The organism is Priestia sp. FSL W8-0524, from assembly GCF_038005965.1.
Classification (GTDB): Bacteria; Bacillota; Bacilli; order Bacillales; family Bacillaceae_H; genus Priestia; species Priestia zanthoxyli.
On record NZ_JBBOUG010000001.1, the window covers coordinates 2803682 to 2822161 of the forward strand.

Annotated in this window: 20 protein-coding genes; 5 read left to right on the plus strand and 15 right to left on the minus strand. The window is 37.6% G+C overall.

Features of this window, described 5'->3' with window-relative positions; translation table 11 throughout:
* Positions 1 to 41: 41 nt before the first annotated feature.
* The 3 genes from NST66_RS14280 to NST66_RS14290 form a co-directional block, all read right to left on the minus strand.
* Positions 42 to 1769, minus strand: coding sequence for an ABC transporter ATP-binding protein (locus NST66_RS14280; RefSeq protein ID WP_340843443.1), 1728 nt, complete (start codon positions 1767 to 1769; stop codon positions 42 to 44).
* 413 nt (positions 1770 to 2182) lie between these two features.
* Entirely contained in the window at positions 2183 to 3244 is a 1062-nt protein-coding gene (locus NST66_RS14285) for a copper resistance D family protein (RefSeq protein ID WP_232217049.1), read from the minus strand.
* Between the two features lie 4 nt (positions 3245 to 3248).
* Positions 3249 to 3809 (minus strand): copper resistance CopC family protein, encoded by a 561-nt coding sequence (locus tag NST66_RS14290; RefSeq protein ID WP_048019008.1) that lies wholly within the window; start codon positions 3807 to 3809, stop codon positions 3249 to 3251.
* A gap of 288 nt (positions 3810 to 4097) precedes the next feature.
* Between NST66_RS14290 and NST66_RS14295 the strand changes: the two genes are divergently transcribed.
* Positions 4098 to 4367 carry a CPCC family cysteine-rich protein gene (locus NST66_RS14295; RefSeq protein ID WP_033579458.1) on the plus strand — a complete coding sequence of 90 codons (270 nt, stop codon included), beginning with the start codon at positions 4098 to 4100 and terminating at the stop codon, positions 4365 to 4367.
* Between the two features lie 51 nt (positions 4368 to 4418).
* Here the strand turns inward: NST66_RS14295 and NST66_RS14300 are convergent, their stop codons facing one another.
* The 3 genes from NST66_RS14300 to NST66_RS14310 all read right to left on the minus strand — a co-directional run bounded on the left by NST66_RS14300 (position 4419) and on the right by NST66_RS14310 (position 6221).
* Positions 4419 to 5120, minus strand: coding sequence for a poly-gamma-glutamate hydrolase family protein (locus tag NST66_RS14300; protein ID WP_033579459.1), 702 nt, complete (start codon positions 5118 to 5120; stop codon positions 4419 to 4421).
* A gap of 552 nt (positions 5121 to 5672) precedes the next feature.
* Entirely contained in the window at positions 5673 to 5846 is a 174-nt protein-coding gene (locus NST66_RS14305) for a hypothetical protein (RefSeq protein ID WP_013057683.1), read from the minus strand.
* A 93-nt stretch (positions 5847 to 5939) separates the two neighbouring features.
* Entirely contained in the window at positions 5940 to 6221 is a 282-nt protein-coding gene (locus tag NST66_RS14310; protein ID WP_013057684.1) for a hypothetical protein, read from the minus strand.
* Between the two features lie 192 nt (positions 6222 to 6413).
* Between NST66_RS14310 and NST66_RS14315 the strand changes: the two genes are divergently transcribed.
* Positions 6414 to 6866 (plus strand): Dps family protein, encoded by a 453-nt coding sequence (locus tag NST66_RS14315; protein WP_028412796.1) that lies wholly within the window; start codon positions 6414 to 6416, stop codon positions 6864 to 6866.
* Positions 6867 to 6889: 23 nt separating this feature from the next.
* Here the strand turns inward: NST66_RS14315 and NST66_RS14320 are convergent, their stop codons facing one another.
* The gene (locus tag NST66_RS14320) at positions 6890 to 7441 is read right to left on the minus strand and encodes a hypothetical protein (protein ID WP_033579460.1); all 552 of its coding nucleotides are present in this window, start codon (positions 7439 to 7441) and stop codon (positions 6890 to 6892) included.
* 208 nt (positions 7442 to 7649) lie between these two features.
* Between NST66_RS14320 and NST66_RS14325 the strand changes: the two genes are divergently transcribed.
* Entirely contained in the window at positions 7650 to 8282 is a 633-nt protein-coding gene (locus tag NST66_RS14325) for a spore coat protein (protein ID WP_033579461.1), read from the plus strand.
* A gap of 668 nt (positions 8283 to 8950) precedes the next feature.
* Entirely contained in the window at positions 8951 to 10276 is a 1326-nt protein-coding gene (locus tag NST66_RS14330) for a hemolysin family protein (RefSeq protein ID WP_033579462.1), read from the plus strand.
* Positions 10277 to 10305: 29 nt separating this feature from the next.
* Here the strand turns inward: NST66_RS14330 and NST66_RS14335 are convergent, their stop codons facing one another.
* The 5 genes from NST66_RS14335 to NST66_RS14355 all read right to left on the minus strand — a co-directional run bounded on the left by NST66_RS14335 (position 10306) and on the right by NST66_RS14355 (position 14216).
* Positions 10306 to 11259, minus strand: a complete 954-nt coding sequence (locus NST66_RS14335) for a sporulation protein (protein WP_340843444.1) — start codon at positions 11257 to 11259, stop codon at positions 10306 to 10308.
* Positions 11260 to 11377: 118 nt separating this feature from the next.
* The gene (locus NST66_RS14340; RefSeq protein ID WP_310877552.1) at positions 11378 to 11782 is read right to left on the minus strand and encodes a hypothetical protein; all 405 of its coding nucleotides are present in this window, start codon (positions 11780 to 11782) and stop codon (positions 11378 to 11380) included.
* A gap of 177 nt (positions 11783 to 11959) precedes the next feature.
* On the minus strand, positions 11960 to 12379 hold the full coding sequence (locus NST66_RS14345) for a CBS domain-containing protein (RefSeq protein ID WP_033580628.1): 420 nt from the start codon (positions 12377 to 12379) through the stop codon (positions 11960 to 11962).
* Positions 12380 to 12718: 339 nt separating this feature from the next.
* Positions 12719 to 13690 (minus strand): extracellular catalytic domain type 1 short-chain-length polyhydroxyalkanoate depolymerase, encoded by a 972-nt coding sequence (locus tag NST66_RS14350; protein ID WP_033580627.1) that lies wholly within the window; start codon positions 13688 to 13690, stop codon positions 12719 to 12721.
* A gap of 367 nt (positions 13691 to 14057) precedes the next feature.
* Positions 14058 to 14216 carry a hypothetical protein gene (locus tag NST66_RS14355; protein ID WP_155404191.1) on the minus strand — a complete coding sequence of 53 codons (159 nt, stop codon included), beginning with the start codon at positions 14214 to 14216 and terminating at the stop codon, positions 14058 to 14060.
* A gap of 127 nt (positions 14217 to 14343) precedes the next feature.
* Here NST66_RS14355 and NST66_RS14360 point away from each other — a divergent pair, with 127 nt between their 5' ends.
* Positions 14344 to 15888 carry an FAD-dependent oxidoreductase gene (locus NST66_RS14360; protein ID WP_080754504.1) on the plus strand — a complete coding sequence of 515 codons (1545 nt, stop codon included), beginning with the start codon at positions 14344 to 14346 and terminating at the stop codon, positions 15886 to 15888.
* 42 nt (positions 15889 to 15930) lie between these two features.
* Here the strand turns inward: NST66_RS14360 and NST66_RS14365 are convergent, their stop codons facing one another.
* The 3 genes from NST66_RS14365 to NST66_RS14375 all read right to left on the minus strand — a co-directional run bounded on the left by NST66_RS14365 (position 15931) and on the right by NST66_RS14375 (position 18462).
* Positions 15931 to 16176, minus strand: coding sequence for a hypothetical protein (locus tag NST66_RS14365; protein ID WP_013057694.1), 246 nt, complete (start codon positions 16174 to 16176; stop codon positions 15931 to 15933).
* A gap of 141 nt (positions 16177 to 16317) precedes the next feature.
* Complete coding sequence (gene aroA, locus NST66_RS14370) at positions 16318 to 17589, minus strand: 3-phosphoshikimate 1-carboxyvinyltransferase (protein WP_340843445.1); 1272 nt, start codon at positions 17587 to 17589, stop codon at positions 16318 to 16320.
* 15 nt (positions 17590 to 17604) lie between these two features.
* Entirely contained in the window at positions 17605 to 18462 is an 858-nt protein-coding gene (locus NST66_RS14375; protein ID WP_033580624.1) for a prephenate dehydrogenase, read from the minus strand.
* Positions 18463 to 18480 lie beyond the last annotated feature (18 nt).

An 18480-nucleotide genomic window follows, 5' to 3' on the forward strand; every position in this document is an offset into this window, starting at 1 on the left:
CTAAAAAAAGACTGCTCGAAAGCAGTCTTTTTTTGTTTGTTCTATAGGGATGTTTGAAACTGCTGCTCTACCAAACGCCGGTAAAAAGAATGAGAGGCTAACAGCTCTTTATGCGTTCCGCTTCCTGTAACTTGCCCTTCTTCTATTACAACAATTTGGTCTGCATTAATGACCGTAGATAGACGATGGGCAATGACGAGTGATGTGCGTTCTTTCATTACTGTCTCCAATGACTCTTGCACAAGCTTTTCTGACTCGGAGTCCAAGCTAGCTGTCGCTTCGTCCAGTAATAAAAACTGAGGATTTCGTAACAGCGCTCGGGCAATTGCAATACGCTGTCGCTGTCCTCCTGAGAGATTAATACCTCTTTCTCCAATCATTGTTTCATATTGAGCTTCAAAGGACTGAATGAAATGATGAGCATTCGCTAACTTTGCTGCTTCTTCTATTTCTTCATCCGTCACATGCCGCTCTAATCCGTAAATGAGATTTTCTCGAATTGTTCCTGCTAAAATCGGAGAATCTTGCTGAACATAGCTAAACAGGTGACGCCACGAACGTAAGTTGACGTTTTGACTGTCTGTTCCATCCAAGAATATGTGACCCGATGAAGGCTCATAAAAGCGTTCGATAAGAGAAAAAACAGTAGATTTTCCAGCTCCGCTAGGTCCAACAAAAGCGGTAACTTCTCCTTTTTTAGCAGAAAATGAAACTTCCTGCAATACGGGTTTATCTTCATATTGAAAAGCAACTTTATCGAACCTTAAACTCCCTACCTGTTCAAGCACTTCTCCATTTTCATAGTTCTCTTCTTTCTCAGCTAATATATCAAAGATTCTTTCTGAAGCTCCTTTAGTTTGCTGAAAGCTCGTAACAAATCGGGTAAGTGAACCAACCGGAACCATAATTTGAAAAAGGTAAAGAACAAAAGCCACCAGCTCTCCTGCAGTGATAAATCCCTCACTCACCCGGTATGCACCAAACCCGACGATGGCAATCATAACAGCGGTCATCACCGTGCTAATAACCGGTGTAATGATAGCTTCAATTTTAGCTCTCTTTACACCGAAGAGGTAGAGTGACTGAAACGATTGTAAGCCGGAATCAACTTCTTTTTTCTCTGAACCGGATACTTTAATCAAGCGGATTTCACTCAGCATTTGAGCTAAAAAAGCTGTAAGCTTGGACATTTTATCCTGCTGCTCACGTGAAATTTTATGTATTTTTCTCGCTAGCGGCATAACCAGTACAAACATAACGGGAATAACCGCTAATAAAATGAGCGTCATGGGTACATCAAGCGTAAATAAAATAACAATGGCAACGATAATAGATAAAATATTTTTAACAAAGTCAATCATTTCTGTTGACAATAAGTTCATCACAATGGTTGTATCATTTGTAATGCGGCTTACCATTTCACCGGAACGATTTTGGTCGTAAAATGAAACCGGAAGCTTTATGAGCTTGTTCCACACTTTATGTCTGAGTTCTTTTACAACACCTTGGCCTACTTGAGCAAGGAGATAAAGAGATACTGCGCTTGTTGCCATTTGAGCAGCAAATAAACCAAGGAGTCCTGCTATAAGCTGCGGTGAGACGCCTACTGCAATTTTCTCCATCACTTCTTTAATGACAAGAGGAATAGAAAGCGACGCTCCGGTATTAATTAAGGCCAGTATAAACGAAATGAGTAGCTTTCCTGTCGGAGGGTTCGTTAGCAACCATAATTTTTTAAATGAAAAATGAATTCCTTTTTGCGTATTCATCTTAGTTCCTTTCTACTTCTTTTAATAGGTGATATCAACACTTTACCTTCAAAGTTCTATCTTATTTTACACCATTTCCTTTCTCAACCTGAACTTCTAAGCTTTTACCTATTTTTTAAACTCGTCTATACAAAAATGACAAGCTGGTCATATACTATGGTACACTGAATTCTTTTACTAGATGAGAGGTTGAATAAGGATGTCTGTTTATATTAAATCTATTTCTATTGGCACAATTTCTGGCGGGATCGTTATTTTTGGAAACGCAGGAAATATATCGCCTCCAAGCGGCTCTACATCCGGCTCCGGTTCTAGTTCCCAAATGCCGATGCCCCCTTCTCCGAGAAATGGCCCGAGAGATAACACTACTTTTAATGGCTAATAAAAAAACAGTGAGATATTTCTCACTGTTTTTAGACTTGAATACTTGTCATCATCGCAATATAAAAAGCAAACACAAACAAACCCGCACTTAATACGCTGAGCCATACTGTCTTTTTGTAAAAACAAACAAGTAAATACACAAAAAACAGCAGTGCAACAAATAAGAATAGGATTCCTACAATCGTTACGTGAAACGTTAGAGGCAGCGTCACTTGTTTCCCATAGATAAAAGGAAGAATCGATGAATCCATTGCCATATGACTTATATTAGTTGGCGGCGATTGCGTTACCATGATAGCTGTAAATAAAAAAATGATAAGCAAAATAATGCTTTCTGCTCGAATCCACATCACGGGCTTATATTCTGGATGTTTTATCGCTTTTTTCATAAGAAAGCCATTGATGACGGCAAATGCAAGCAGCGGAATAATCGTAATATGCTTTAACAAAAGAGATTGCCCGTAATCTGTAGCCCATGAATTTACATAGTTGGACAGCCCCATGATAATAACCATCGAAATGAACCCACTTAATGAAAGAAGCACAAAACAAGCGATCGCAAAAGGAGTAAACCAGCTTAAGAAACTTTTCCAATTGGAGGTTTCTTTTGAAAAAGCGGCAACAATCAGAACCACTCCTCCCCACAGTCCAACTGCTAAAATATGAAGGGAATGAGACAACATGCCGCTAAGCACAGAAGCGGATGCTGCGTGACTTGCGTAGGCGATTCCTCCCACTAAGGCTACAGTCAGTAATGTATACATATGGGGGTGGCTCTCTATTGAAACAGCAACCATACATAAAATAGCAATCAGTACAACAAAGATCCAGGCGTGTCCCGTTCTTGTTTCCAATAATACAAGACGAACTGTTTCACCTAACCCTCTTATTTTTGAAAAAGATAAAATAATCTCAAGCGAATTTCCAACCGAAAAAAGAGCGACAGCCGCTGCACTTGCAAGTAGCCATCGCTTTGATAATAAAATTGTTGGCTTTTTTGTAAGGGGCACATATTGCAGTACGGCAAATCCTAATAATAAGGAAAGAGCTACGTATGTGAACCACTCAAAAACAGGCAACAAAACACTCATCTTTTTAAGCCTTTTTCTTTCTGAAGATTAAGAGTAATGCGCCAACCACCACTACAATAGCAATAATCATGATAACAAAAAACGATGAAGAATCGTTGTTCTCTGTTTTCTCATCATTTGCTGCTGCACTTTTTTGGTGCTGTTCGGATTGCGTGGCGCCTTGCTTTTTTTCACTATCTTTTCCGGCTGCTTGAGTATTCTCTTCTTTCGCTTCATCTTTCACATCTACTTTAAAAGCAATCGAATCTTTCATTACATGACCATCTTCCCCTACAATTTCCCAGTTTACTGCGTAAGATCCGTTTTCAAGAGGCTGATCAACAGAAGCTATTAAATCATGCCCCTCTACTTTTTGCGATGCAAGTGAAATTTTTTGTCCATCTTTTGTAATGGTCACAGTACTGATTTTCTCGATGGGTGTTTCAAAGGTTAATTTAATTTCTTTTAGAGGAGCTGTAACAGTTGCACCATTTTCCGGTACTGTTGTTTGCACATGTGTATGAGCAAAACTAACTGTCGGGACAGCTAAAAAGCATGCTAAAAGTAAACCTATTATTTTTTTCATATTTATGACTCCCTATCTCTTTTTTCTTTTTTCATTCATCATATCCAAAAATGTTTTTATGTAGACGTTTCCGAACACGATCTATTTTCCTAGTAAGTGTACTCCTTTTTCACTCAATCTCACAAGAACTATCACCAATTCGTTATAAAATGTTCACAAATCCTAGGAAATATGCTGCTGTAATTTTTTTGAATATTCTTTCAGGTTACCTTTGAATATAGTAAAATAGTTAAATAAGATGGCTGACTTTTTTCTAGCTTAAAATCCCATACAGAAAGGATAGGAACAATGAAAAAGTATACGTGCCCTTGCTGCGGTTATCAATCGTTAGACAGTGATGGTGACTATGATATTTGTGAGATATGTTTTTGGGAAGACGATCCGTATCAAAAGCTGAATGCCAATGAACTAGGAGCCAACTCTATTTCTTTAATAGAAGCTCAGCAAAATTTTATAGTTTATGGAGCATGTAATAAGGAAAGCTTACAGCACGTGAGAAAGCCTTCTGTTCAAGATGTAAAAGATTTTAACTGGAAACCTATTATAAGTCACGAATAGGAAAACTAGTTTATAAAAAAAGAATGCTTGTGAAAGCATTCTTTTTTTAAATCAGTAAGAAGTGGAAACAAACGTAGAAAGCACATTTGTAAACTTATAAAAAGTTTGAGTTTTAGACGAAGCTCTTCCTTGTGAAGTGAATGAATGAAACATAGCACTTCGCAGCGGTTGGCTAATCTCTAATTGAATACTTTTGCCGGTACGATTTTTATTTGCAATATTTTTAGGGTTAATGCCTGCAATCTCATCGTGCCCTTTTGTAATCAGTTCCGCGGGAAATCCATTTTGATTTAATAATTGCGTTAATTTTTTTGCACGTTCCCGATCAGTTCCCCCCACAAAAATATGTTTTTCATTCCCAGAATACCCGTGAAGAGATAAAACATTATCATACATGCTTACCATCTTACGCGCTGTGGGCTCATCAAAATGAGTGCTTGTGAGGTGCAGATCTCGCGAGCCTTTCGATTTTAACGATTCGAATAGGTAAAGAGCATTTTGTTTGCTAAGCTCTTTGGCAATTTCGCTTGTCCCGCCTTCAATTCCTCCACCGTGTGGAGCAAAGATAAGGACAGGGCTTTTCGCTTCTTTAGTCGTCACTTTATAGCTAGCTGAAGACTCGTGCTGTGAGAGCTGCTTGAAATTTTGATATTTATCAGTTGATGCACTAGATGTGTCTTGAAAAGGTGAAATGAATAAAACGAATAGACAGATACATAAGGTAGAGAAACTTACTAAACGATAGCTTTTCAATTTGTACTCCCGCTTCCTATTATGCAATAAGACCTAAAACATTAGAATCTTAAAAAAACCAAAAATAATATTTTAGTAGTCTTATTTACTTATCGTTTAAAAATACAATTTATTTAATAGTTCTTAATACCTATTTATACTATTTAAAAAAACTTCAGCGCATATCCACTGAAGTTTTTTACTTTTTTGTTTTTATTTATTTAAAGCAAGCGCCAAACTAATTTTATCCAGCCAAAGAAGGCGATCCATAAAGGTATGCTCAAAGATGTTCCCCACGCTAAACCAATTAAGAAGTTTCCTCTTTCAATCATACAAACCACTCCTTATGAACATTGTAGGTGAACAAGTACAATTCTATACCTTTACTATAACAGAAAGCGCTTTCATTTAACAGTCACTTACACGTTTTTAGTGCTATATTCATACAGAAAACCGAATTTCAAATAGATAAAGGGCGATATATAAGAAAATGAATAATTACAAGGTGTAAAAGTATAATAATCTACTAAAAAAAAAGAAACCTTCTTTGAAGGCTTCTTTTCTAGGTGTTTTTTATTGTTCGCCGCTGCGCTGCAAGCGATTCTCAATAAATAGGCGCTCAACAAATTTATTTAGCTGGGCTTGATACAAACGGCGCTCATCTAGCGTTTTTGCGTCTTGTATTTGCTGTTTAAAGCGTTTGATTTGCTGTCTTTGTTCAACCGTTACATGATGAGAAAGAAGCATAGGTCCCCCTCCATTTCACTAACGTTTGAATTAAGTAAACCAAGGTTTACCAAAACAAACAACAAACCTGTTAGCTTCTCTTACATAAATTTTTTACTCAGCTTCTTTAGCTCCAACTAATGCTAAACCTGGGCCGTACGGCGTTGTATGGACATCTAACATTAATTCATTTGTATAAGGCACAATAGAAGCTTCCATTGCTACTTGTACTCCGTCGACTTCATACATTTCATCATTTTCAAAAGGCTCTTCAAAAGCTAACCCAATGTTAGGGATTTCACAGCTAATTCCTTTGAAATACAAGCGAATTCCTGTTATCTCCTGCTCTTCAAGTATATTGTTAATTAATTGTTTTGCTTCTGGTGTAATATGCATGACTACCCCTTCTTCCTTTCAATACTCTTGCTCTATCCTATCATATCTTTAGAGTTTTTAAAGAGAATAACTGCAATTTAAAAGCATTCTGATTATTATTTAATAATAATTATAAATAAGTATTGATTTTAATTTGATATTTGATATAATATAAACATAAGATAACAACAACTCATTAGGAGGCTATTAACTATGAATTTAGAAAACGTATTGAACCAACAAATTGCCGATTTTAACGTATTATATACAAAGCTACATCGCTTTCACTGGTATGTAAAAGGGCCTCAATTTTTTACGCTTCATGAAAAATTTGAAGAATTCTATAATGAGACGGCGGACTATATAGATGAATATGCAGAACGATTACTAGCCATTGGAGGAAGCCCAATTGCTACGATGAAGCAATTTTTACAAGCAGCTACTCTTTCTGAAGATGGGAATGAGCAAACGAGTGAAGAAATGGTAGAAACCTTAATTAATGACTATACGCTACTTGTTAAAAACCTAAAGAATGCAGTTGAAAAAGCTGAAGCAGCACATGATCACGTAACAGCTGACTTATTCATTGGAACAATTGGCAACATTGAAAAACATATTTGGATGCTAAAAGCTGCTTTACCTGTAAAAACATCCGTACATGCATAAAAAGAGCCCAATCGGCTCTTTTTTTACGTTTGTTGATTTCCTTTTTTTTGTTTTTGCAGCCACATAAAAAAAGACATATCATCGTAAATGTCATCTTCTAGCACAGCCTTATAGACATGATCACTCGTATAGTAGCGATTATATCCGCTTTGCTGCTTGAAAAATAAAATACATTCCCGCTTCTTTTCAGTGAGAAGTGATTTTAATAATACTTGTTTCTCAACTTTGCCCTTCACGATATTTTCTGGAAGCACGGAAATATCAAGCTTCCACTCTTCACCCTTCTGAATCATATACACACTCCACTGATACTTACCTTTTTCATTAGCAAATATCATCTTATAAGGTTGAAAACGCTTTGTAAGCTGATACCCCATGTGAAAAATAGATTCTTCATCCATTTCATCATTTCCTACGTAAAAATTAATGATGCGATTTGTCATGACATTTAACTCAAAACTCTCCCCTGAGAGCGGGCAACCGTACTCTCTTAACAAATTAAATAAACGGTTGGATACCACCAGTTGATTTGCTTCATGTTTTAATTCACTTGAGTATGACAGCAGCTCATTCATGTTTTTTGATTCCCCTATCTATAGATCGTGAATTGTTATTGATATTCGCTTTTTTTTTATAAAACCCTTTCACTTTTACCCTTTAATTAACTAACTAGAGGTAAATTAAGTTATGTAGAGCAACATTTTATGAATAAATCAAGTTTGAGTATAAAACTTGAAGAAGTTTAAAGACTATAGTCGATACCGATTTTAAGGAGGACTTAGTATGAATAATCACGAACTTCCTACAAACATGCAAACTGGAGCTATCCCCCCTCAATTGAACCATGGAGGGCATGAGCTGTTTGACGTTCATGAAACACTTGCCGGCTCGATCAATGTAATGGATCAGTTTATGATGTTTAGGCAATATGTAAAAGAACAAGAGCTGCTTGATATTATTGATCGGCAATATCAGTTTATTTTAAATGAATATAATTTAATCGTAGAAGCTTTTTCTACTGGCCAAAAGCCGGCCGGTTCTACACATGTATATAACATGAAGCAGTCTCATACCTTTGTTTATGGCTTAAAGCCTTCGCAGCCTAAAAAGCCGAATCAGTCCGTTGAGGAAATTAATGAAAAAGGAATTTCAGGTCATATGCTGGGTCTAGTCAAGTCTCAAGCATCTCTTTTAACTATGACAGCTTTAGAAATAACTAATCCTGTTGTTCGCCGAATATTCGGAGACAGTGTTCCTAATTGGATTGAAATGGCTTATGAAATTTCTCTTTATCAAAACAAACATCATTATTATCAAGTGCCGCAGCTTGCAAAAGAAGATATGCAGCAAATGATCACAAGTTTCGCAAAAGCTACTGCCTCTCCTCAGATGCCTAATAACCATAAGCTGCATTAATTACAAAGAGGCTGGGGCAAACGTATTTTAACTAAAGGAAGATCCGAACGATTCATCGTTCGGATCTTTTCATTGGTATGGTGAATATAGGTTATGTTTAGAGTTGATTCTAGCTGTTGATTGGAGGGAAAGGCGAAGACTCCTGCGGGAAGTGAAGTCATGCACGGAAATCAACAGCGGTGGAACAAGCGATCCATACTCGACCATTTATCCAATTTGTTCCCCTTTAGATTCGATTGATATAGCTGTGTCTCAATCTCTTTTGCGTATATATTTCAGAAAATGACAAAAAACTATGCATTTTGAATTATTTTCTGAATATTTGTAGTATTTTGATTAATTGTGTATTATAATACAGTTAACTAATAGAAAGGAGTGAGAGATGCATCATATATACTCGGATTACAGTTAAAGGAGGTGTCATAACACGCTCGCAATACGTTTGCTAAAAGTCAGTTGAACTGTAGAACCGATATGTGATAGACCATGATGGTAAAGTTAAGATTAATTCCCCTAAATGAACATGTAACATAATAAACTGCTTCTTTTTCTTTTTAAAGATAGAAGCAGTTTTTTTATGTGCGTTTTTCTTTTCCCGATTTAATACATGTTTTCTCCACTTTGGCTAACACTTAAGATATACATTTACGTACAAGGTGGTGACTTTGATGATCGCCGTAAAATTACTATTAGTCGCAGTTTTGATTGCATTAACTGCTTTTTTTGTAGCGACAGAATTCGCTATTGTAAAAGTAAGGAGTTCAAAAATCAACCAGCTTCTAGAAGAAGGAAATAAAAAAGCCGTATCTGCCAAACATGTTATTACGCATTTAGATGAATATCTATCCGCTTGTCAGCTTGGTATCACCATCACAGCTCTCGGGCTTGGTTGGCTTGGTGAACCGACGCTAGATCGGTTGCTTCATCCTCTTTTTACTACCTTCCATACGAATGAGCCGCTTGCTGGTATTTTATCTTTTGTCATTGCATTTGTTGTTATTACCTTTTTACATGTTGTCTTAGGAGAATTAGCTCCTAAAACGTTTGCTATTCAAATGGCTGAACAAATTACGCTGAACTTTGCAAAACCGATTATCGTGTTTTACAAACTTATGTATCCGTTCATTAAAATATTAAACGGCTCAGCTCGTATGTTGACCAAGATATTTGGTATAACGATGATTTCGGAAAATGAAGCTGCTCATAGTGAAGAAGAACTTCGCATTTTGTTATCTGAAAGCTTTGAAGGCGGTGAAATTAATCAGTCCGAATATCGATATATGAGCAAAATTTTTGATTTTGATGACCGTTTAGCTAAAGAAGTAATGGTCCCGCGAACGGAAATTGTAAGTGCTTCTAAAGATGACGTGGTAGAGGTTTTTTTGCAAATTGCAAATGTCGAAAAATATACCCGCTATCCAATTGTTGAAGATGGGGATAAAGATAAGATAATTGGTCTCGTTAATATTAAAGAAATTTATAATGATATTGTATTTAACGAAAAAGACGGCACCAATACGTTAGAATCATATGTCAAGCCTATTTTTAAAGTAATTGAAACCGTACCTATTCATGACTTGCTCGTAAAGATGCAAAAAGAACGCATTCAAATGGCTATTCTTTTTGATGAGTATGGTGGAACCGCGGGGCTTGTGACAGTAGAAGACATTATTGAAGAAATTGTGGGAGAAATTCGAGATGAGTTTGACACGGACGAAATTCCTTATGTACAAAAAATTAAAGACGATCACTATATTCTTGACGGAAAAATGCTCATTAGCCAAGTAAATGATTTACTCGGCACGGATATTAGCGACGAAGAAGTAGATACCATTGCCGGGTGGGTGTTAACCGAAAAGTTTGATGTGACCAAAAATGATATCATTCAGCATGAGCAATTTTACTTTAAAGTTTTGATTATAGAAGATTTTCACATTAAGTATATAGAAGTAAAAAAAAGAAAGAAGAAAGAAAAAAAGGATGATCATCATTAATCATCCTTTTTAGTTATTCAAAATCCCTTTTACCAATCGTCTCCTCCATCAAAAAAGTCCCCATCCAACAGATCCTCCCCGGCTTCTTCAATATCTTCTCCAATTTCACCAAGCGCCGAGTCTTCAAACATATCATCGATCAAATTCTCAATGAGCAGCCCGCCTAACATACCGGCTGCAAAGCCTCCCATTGCTCCTCTTAACCCGCTCATACGTGGATGATGTGAATGCTGATCATAGTGAGAAGGCTTATAATATTCATAGTCTCGAGGATTTTCCATCATCTCTTCCATCGCTTCTTCCAGCAAACGAGCGATAGTGGATGGATGGCTTAGTTCATCATTTGTAAAAAAGAGTTCGTTTTTTATTTCCCTCTCCCGGCCGAAAGAAGGCAAATCTAGCTCCAATAACACGCGTATACCTTCTCGTTCAATGGCTACCTCAAACTCAACCTCATTTACATATCCCTTTAAGAAGTCTGTAGGAAAAAATGCAAATTCTTGTTTGTATCCGTTAAATTTTCCTGAATGGTGTTTTTCTCTAAACCCAAGTGCTTCAAAGCCCTCTACTAGCTGATATAAGCTTTTTGGTGCTTTAATGCGCACAGGGTCCCGGTCTGTTGAGTCAACTCCCCCTTCAATATCTAAGTGTGTCTTAAAGAAATAGCTAACGTTGCTCGCAGAGATTGGAAGATCCAAAGGTAAATGATATGTAAATGGAATTTCCTTTTTCTCACCTTCATTAATTGTAAATGAAGAAGCTGCGCGCAGGCTTTCCACACGATGTGTATGCATTTGACCGCTTTTCATTTGAACTTCAAGCCAAAATTCAACATCAATTAAATTAATATGTTGCTGAACGTTTCCGCCTTGGATGACAATAGCTCCTTCAATCACATGACCGAGCGTATAGGCCGTTTCATTTAATCGTAAATCTACTTTGGCAGCTCCAACTCCCATTTTAGCAAACATTTTTTTAAACATTTTTTTCCTCCTCCAAAATGCTCTTACTATATATACGAAGTATACCGTTTATAAGTTTCAACTTACAAAAAAAGAACTCAATTTCTTGAGTTCTTTCTGTTGCTTCAAAGCTCCTGTATTAAAAAACCCAGCCCCAGCAGCAGTTACGTCTTTTGCAGCAAAGACGTTTTTTACAACCGCCGTGATGTCCGCCGTGATGACAGCCACTGTGGTGACCATCGTGATGCCCTCCATCGTGGTTACCGCCGTGATGTCCGCCGTGGTTGCCGTCATGCCCTCCACCGTGGTTACCGCCATGATGTCCGCCGTGGTTACCGCCATGATCGCCACCGTGACCCCCGCCATGATGACATTTTTTATGACCTGAACGATGATCATCATCATGTTTAGGACAATGATCGTTATGCTTATAATCGTTATGACAGCATTTACCTTCATGGCTACTTCTTGGATCATAACCAGAAGTTTTGTAATAATACTGATTAGAACACCAGCAACACTTCTTTTTGTTGTTGTAACTCACATAAACCATCCTTATCTATAAATAAGATTTATATAGGCAATTTTATACCTATATATAAATAGATTATGTAAACTAGTACAAGGAAGTGCATTGCTGTGGGCCATGACCTAAGCCTGTTTTTAGGAGTATGTACGGGGAAGATAAGACAAGAAAAAAAGCCATCTAGAGATGGCTTTTTTATATTTGATTTTTCACTTTACTTGCGCTTTCTGCATAAAACTCTAGAATTTCTCTTCTTCTCACAATTCCAATAAATACGCCTTGATCATCCGTTACAGGCACAAAATTTTGGTCAATTGCCTTTGAAAGGATGTTTTGAACTTCATCATATATAGCAACTGGGTTATAATCTTGATAGCGGTCAATCTCTGTTAATTTAATATTTTCCGTATCTTGAAAGCGATAGTCTCCTAGGCTTTTTAACTTCCAAAGAAGATCTCCTTCAGTAAGAACGCCCACATATTTACCATCATCGTCAACCAGTGGAACTGTAGAATAGCGATGATACTCCATTTTTTCAAGAGCCTGTCTTAATGTGGAGTGAATATTTAATGTTACAACATCACTTTTTGGTACTAAGAAAAATGCAATATTCATTTTTTAATCTCCTTTTCCTTACCCGCTCATCTTACAATTTCTATTTATTTGTTCAGTTTTCGGCTTATTTTAATGTTTTAATCATACAAAATGCAGCTCGCAGTTATCTTACATTTACAACTATAAGCTGTCAATCCTAAGCTATGTAATTTCGGCTTCATATTTCTTTATTACAGTACCCGTTTTCTAAATAATCAAATCCTAATTTTTAGAAAAAACCGTCTAGTTAAAATGATTGCTCCTGCAGCTGCTGCTTTATACTAATAAGGGCCGGAAGAGCTACTTTCAGCTCTTCTTCTCTGCGATAAGAACGCAACTGAACCTCATTATATGCTCTGTTTATACTTTTTGACTCATGAAAAAGTCCCACATGATTCGGCTAGCATTGGGGCCTTTAGGATCCGTATAGCTGCCCGCTGAATTCCCTCCTGACCATGCATGCCCCATTCCATTGATAATATATTTATCAATAGCCAATTCTCCCTTACTGCTTTCGTAGCGATACGTTGTATAATCCCGTCCAAAGAGGATTTTTTCTTCTCTCGTTTTAACAGGGCTATTCTGAATCCATCCATCTATTTTTCCGTTATAAGCAAGATTATTCGTTGTAATCCACTGGTGAACCACTTGATCTGCATTGGCTACATTTACCGTCGAATCGGCGTTACCATGAAATACAATGAGCGGCAGTGGCTTTGCCCGTTTTCCCATTTGCTGATAAGCAATTCTTCCTTGTTTAACGGGGGAAGGACCTTTACTGGCCATGACGGAATACGCATTAAATACGTTAAGAGCCGCCTGATATTCGATACCTGCTGACACACCTATGCCAGCAAACAGTTCTGGATACGTTACCCCCATGACGATGCTCATGGCTCCTCCTGCTGACAGACCGGCAACAAACACTTTATTTTTCTGAATAAAGTGCATGTTTTGGACTTTTTTTACAATCCCTGCAATAATCGCTGGCTCGCCAAATCCTCTAATTTGATGAAGCGGTTCAAACCAGTTCCAGCATTTATTCATATTTGAGTTAGAAGACTGCTGTGGATATACGACAATAAATTCCTTTTCGTCGGCGAGCTCATTCATTTGCGTGCCTATCGCAAAATCATCTGCATTTTGTGTACATCCATGCAGCATAACCATTAGTGGGTAAGATTTCAAAATATGATAGGATTTAGGTAAATAAACCTTGAATTTTTTTCCTTTATGAGTATATGTTTTAAATGATTCAGATGACGCTTCTTGTTGTTCACTTGAAGACACGAGCGTTGACGTATTTATAACATTAGGTAGTGAACCCAACATGGTACCCCTCCTCTTTTTGTCAACGTTTTCATTTTTCTTCCCAATTACGTCCTGTATTACAATACTACATATTATTCCGTTTTTTTGCACGTTCTACATACTCTAAGAGTACAACTTGTTTTGGTTTTAAGCCGTTTTTTATATTCTTTAAAATTGGGATTTTTTTGCTATATATATACTTTATTACTATATATGAAAATTGTCACTATAATCATGAAAAAAGGACAAACATGCCGTTTGCCCTTTTATTTGGACCTTGATGTTTACATACCTTTTGCCGAATTAAGCATCTATACTTTTATTATATGATGCTCCCTATCATTTATATGAATTTATTGCTCTGCATGTTTCAATCTGTAGCCTTTTATTATTTCATGCTCTGCTTTTTATTCACCAATTCTATAGGAGCAAATGGCAAGGTGCAGGTGTGGAAGCCACGTTGAAAAAGAAGCATCTTGAATAGCAAATGTTTTGGATTAACCTCTTCTTTGTTCGCAACATTCATACAAAGGCTGATTGTAATCACTCTTTTCCCCTCCTTTTCTTTAAATAGGTATAGCCAAGAGGTGCTATTAGAGTAGATTCCTTTATTTTGCATACATTTTTTAGAAAACTATGGTAAAAATAAGACTTATCATATGGAGGTGAATAAATTGGCAAATATCCCAAAGGATACTGAGCCCTACTGGCGCGATCATTTAAAGTTTCCAACATACCCATCTCTTTCAGAAAATCGAAAAGTTGATGTTGTAGTAGTAGGAGGCGGTATTAGCGGTATTACAACGGCTTATTTATTACAAAAAGAAGGACTGAACGTGGCGTTAATTGAAGCTGATAATATTTTAAATGGTACAACCGGTCACACAACAGCAAAGATTACAGCTCAACATGACGTTATCTACGATGAACTGCTTTCACACATTGGCGAAGAAAAAACGCTGCTGTATTATAAAGCAAACGAACAAGCTCTGCAGTTTATGAAAAACTTAATTCAAACGGAAAACATTGACTGTGATTTTTCAGTACAAGATGCTTACTTATACGGAGAAACGCTGGAGTTTGACCATCGAGTTCGTAAAGAATTTCGAGCCTATCAGCGATTACATATTCCATGTGAATTTGCAACAGAGATTCCTTTTAGTTTTGATATTAGAGCAGCAGCTATTATGAAAGATCAAGCTCAGTTTCATCCGTTAAAATATCTGCTTCATTTAGTAAAAAAATTCACAGAAAGCGGCGGATTGATTTTTGAAAACACCGTAGCAACGGATGTAGAAGAAAGCACGTCGCCCACCGTTGTCACAAGAGACGGACATCGCATTTCTTGCAAATATGTAGTGGCGTGTTCACACTTTCCATTTTATGATGGAGCGGGATTTTACTATACGCGCATGTATGCCAAACGTTCGTATGTGTTAGCAGCAAAAGTTGAACAAGCTTACCCTGGAGGCATGTATTTAAGTGCTGATCAGCCTACTCATTCGCTGCGTTCAACAAAAGTTGACGGAGAAGAACTCATCTTAATTGGCGGAGAAGGCCACAAAGCTGGACAAGGAATTAATACTATGTTTCACTATGAGTCCCTTCAGAGGTTCGCCGAAGAAAATTTTACTGTCCAACATTTTCGTTATAAATGGTCTGCACAAGATTTATTTACGCTTGATAAAATTCCATATATCGGGCCCCTTAAAGAAAGCAAGCCAAATATCTTTATTGCTACCGGATTTAAAAAATGGGGCATGACTCATAGCACCATTGCAGCACATATTATCCGGGATGCAATAACCGGGAAAGACAACCCATATGCAGAGTTGTATAATCCGTCTCGTTTTTATGCGGACCCTAGCCTTAAGCATTTCTTTCGTCAAAATCTTGATGTGGCTGAACACTTTATTACCGGTAAGTTTTCAATGCCTGAAAAAGGACTCGATCAGCTTCAAAATGATGAAGGGTCGGTCGTATATGTAAACAGCAAACGTACGGGGGCGTATAAAGATCCTCAAGGGAAGCTTCACTGCGTCGATACTACATGCACGCACTTAGGATGTGAAGTAAATTGGAACGCCGGTGACCGCACGTGGGACTGTCCTTGTCACGGTTCTCGTTTTTCTTACGACGGATCTGTGGTAGAAGGCCCTGCTAAAAAGCCGCTTACACCAGTGGATGTCAATTCAAGCGATAAAAAAAGCACGCCGTAGGGCATGCTTTTTTTATCATTATCAATGGATTCACATTTGAATTTACTCTTTACATCCTTCTTTTCTAAAGTATCGATTATACACTAAAACCATTGCATAAATGACTAAAAAAGAAAACGTAAAGATAATTAACCTTCCAGATTCAGGGACATGATCAAGATAGTCTGTTTCAAAAAACATAACAAACATCAAAAATGGCAGTAGAAACAAAAACCAAATAAAATCTCGATCCATAAACATTTTTATAAAAAATAAAATGGCCCCGATGTAGACAATCATCAAAAACATAATCATTCACCAAATTCTATTTAATACTAGAGGTGTTGTAATGATTATATCGGATTTCTCCGGCGAAATATAGAGTCATTGGTTTTAATTTTATAAATTCCTTACAACTTTCAAACTGCTATTTTAACATAATAAGGGAATTTACTGCTGTAAAGACTCTAAGTGAGCAAAAAACTGCGGGTATGAAACGGATACCGCGTCACGATTTTCAATAATTGTTTCCCCTTCTGCAATACAAGAGGCAACAGCAAGCATCATGCCGATACGGTGATCTCCGTGGCTGTTTACATTTGCTCCATGAAGTTTTGTACCTCCGTGAATAATCATTCCATCTTCCGTTGCTTCAATGTTAGCTCCCATTTTGGTTAACTCATTCACTACCGTATCAATACGATTTGTTTCTTTGACTTTTAACTCTGCAGCATCTTTAATAACGGTAATCCCTTCTGCCTGTGTGGCAGCTAGTGCAATAATTGGGATTTCGTCAATTAGACGTGGAATTAAGTCTCCGCCTACTTCCGTACCTTTTAAGTGAGAAGCTTCTATAACTAAATCTGCATAGGGTTCCGCCGTTTCTTTTGTTTCTTTGACTGTCTCGATCGAAGCCCCCATATTTGAAAGCACATCTAAAATACCCGTTCGAGTCGGATTCATCCCAACTTTTTGAATTTCAATGCGACTGTTTGCAATAATAGCCCCCGCTACTAAAAAGAATGCAGCTGACGAAATATCACCAGGCACTTCTACATGCGTTCCTCTTAACGTTTGACCGCCTTCAATTGAAACGGTTAATCCTTCTTCTTTCACTTTAACTCCAAACGCCTCTAGCATACGTTCTGTATGATCACGCGATTTCGCCGGTTCCGTTACAGAAGTTGTTCCTTCCGCCTGCAGTCCAGCAAGTAAAATAGCTGATTTTACTTGTGCGCTTGCAACAGGAGATGTATAGTGTATACCTTTTGCTTTCCCACCTCGAATAACAAGCGGTGTAAAATTAGCGTCTTTTCGGCCGTCTAAATGAATATTCATATCACGAAGCGGACCAGTCACACGCTTCATAGGGCGTTTGGCAATAGATTCGTCTCCAATTAACGTTGAATGAAAGGGTGTATTTGCTAAAATCCCCATCATGAGGCGAATCGTGGTGCCCGAATTTCCGACATCTAAAATATCAGATGGCTCTTTTAGCGCTTGTAGACCTTTTCCTTTTACCACGACGCTTTGTTCATCAATCATTTGAATATCTACACCTAGTTTTTGAAAGCAGGAAATGGTGCTAAGGCAATCATCTCCCGGCAAAAATCCGTTAATTGTTGTTGTTCCTTCTGCAATTGAACCAAACATGACGGAACGGTGAGAAATGGATTTATCTCCTGGAATTTGAATCGTTCCTCGTAAAGCTTTTACTGTCACAATCTGTCTCTCCTTTTATGCGTGAAGCGAATCACGAAATTCTTTAGCATCTGAAAAGTAATCAAATAACTCGTGTCCGTCACCTTTTTCTACTAATAGTTTTACTTGTTCCATTTCTTTCATCCAGTCATCGAGCAATGTTAAAAGCATAGAACGGTTTTGCTTTAATATGTCTCTCCACATATGAGGGTTGCTTGAAGCAATTCTCGTAATATCTCGAAAACCGCCTGCCGCCATTTCTGTAACAAGATGATTATTTGCTGAATAGCCTTTGACTTGTCTTACTAGACTGGTTGCAATCACATGTGGTAAATGACTGACAACTCCGGTGATTTGGTCATGAGTAGCTGCATCAAGCGGTACAAATTGTGCACCTGTAGGCTCTAGCAAATGCATAAGCGCATCTATTTTTTCTTTTTGCTCATTTTCAAACGGCGTTAAAATATAGCGCGCCGAACAAAATAAATCCGCTCGTGCATTGACTGCACCGCTCGTATGAGAACCAGCCATCGGATGCCCCCCAATAAATGAAATACGTTTTTTATTCAGCGCTTGGGCTGCTTTCATAATTTCACCTTTTGTACTTCCGACATCCGTTACGATAACCGTTTCTTTAAGCTTCCAAGTAGAAAGGTCGTGTATCCATGCTGTCGTATACTCTACTGGAGTAGCAAGCACGATATAATCTGCTTGGGCTGCTTCTGTTTTTATATCTTCAGCTACATAATCAATGATACCTAGCTGGTTGGCTACTTGTACTTCATTTGTGTTGATATCAGCTCCAACGACTGTTACGTGACGATGCTTCTTCATAGCTAGCGCTAATGATCCTCCAATAAGGCCAACGCCAATAAGTAATACACGTGTTTTCACCTTTCATTCTCCTCTATT

Coding starts and splice junctions, on each gene's coding strand:
- NST66_RS14280 (WP_340843443.1), bottom strand. CDS start 1,769: ATGAATACGCAAAAAGGAATTCATTTTTCATTTAAAAAATTATGGTTG.
- NST66_RS14350 (WP_033580627.1), bottom strand. CDS start 13,690: ATGTTGGGTTCACTACCTAATGTTATAAATACGTCAACGCTCGTGTCT.
- NST66_RS14365 (WP_013057694.1), bottom strand. CDS start 16,176: ATGTTTTTGATGATTGTCTACATCGGGGCCATTTTATTTTTTATAAAA.
- NST66_RS14325 (WP_033579461.1), top strand. CDS start 7,650: ATGAATAATCACGAACTTCCTACAAACATGCAAACTGGAGCTATCCCC.
- NST66_RS14305 (WP_013057683.1), bottom strand. CDS start 5,846: ATGCTTCTTTCTCATCATGTAACGGTTGAACAAAGACAGCAAATCAAA.
- NST66_RS14330 (WP_033579462.1), top strand. CDS start 8,951: ATGATCGCCGTAAAATTACTATTAGTCGCAGTTTTGATTGCATTAACT.
- NST66_RS14290 (WP_048019008.1), bottom strand. CDS start 3,809: ATGAAAAAAATAATAGGTTTACTTTTAGCATGCTTTTTAGCTGTCCCG.
- NST66_RS14320 (WP_033579460.1), bottom strand. CDS start 7,441: ATGAATGAGCTGCTGTCATACTCAAGTGAATTAAAACATGAAGCAAAT.
- NST66_RS14295 (WP_033579458.1), top strand. CDS start 4,098: ATGAAAAAGTATACGTGCCCTTGCTGCGGTTATCAATCGTTAGACAGT.
- NST66_RS14345 (WP_033580628.1), bottom strand. CDS start 12,379: ATGAATATTGCATTTTTCTTAGTACCAAAAAGTGATGTTGTAACATTA.
- NST66_RS14285 (WP_232217049.1), bottom strand. CDS start 3,244: ATGAGTGTTTTGTTGCCTGTTTTTGAGTGGTTCACATACGTAGCTCTT.
- NST66_RS14335 (WP_340843444.1), bottom strand. CDS start 11,259: ATGTTTAAAAAAATGTTTGCTAAAATGGGAGTTGGAGCTGCCAAAGTA.
- NST66_RS14315 (WP_028412796.1), top strand. CDS start 6,414: ATGAATTTAGAAAACGTATTGAACCAACAAATTGCCGATTTTAACGTA.
- NST66_RS14310 (WP_013057684.1), bottom strand. CDS start 6,221: ATGCATATTACACCAGAAGCAAAACAATTAATTAACAATATACTTGAA.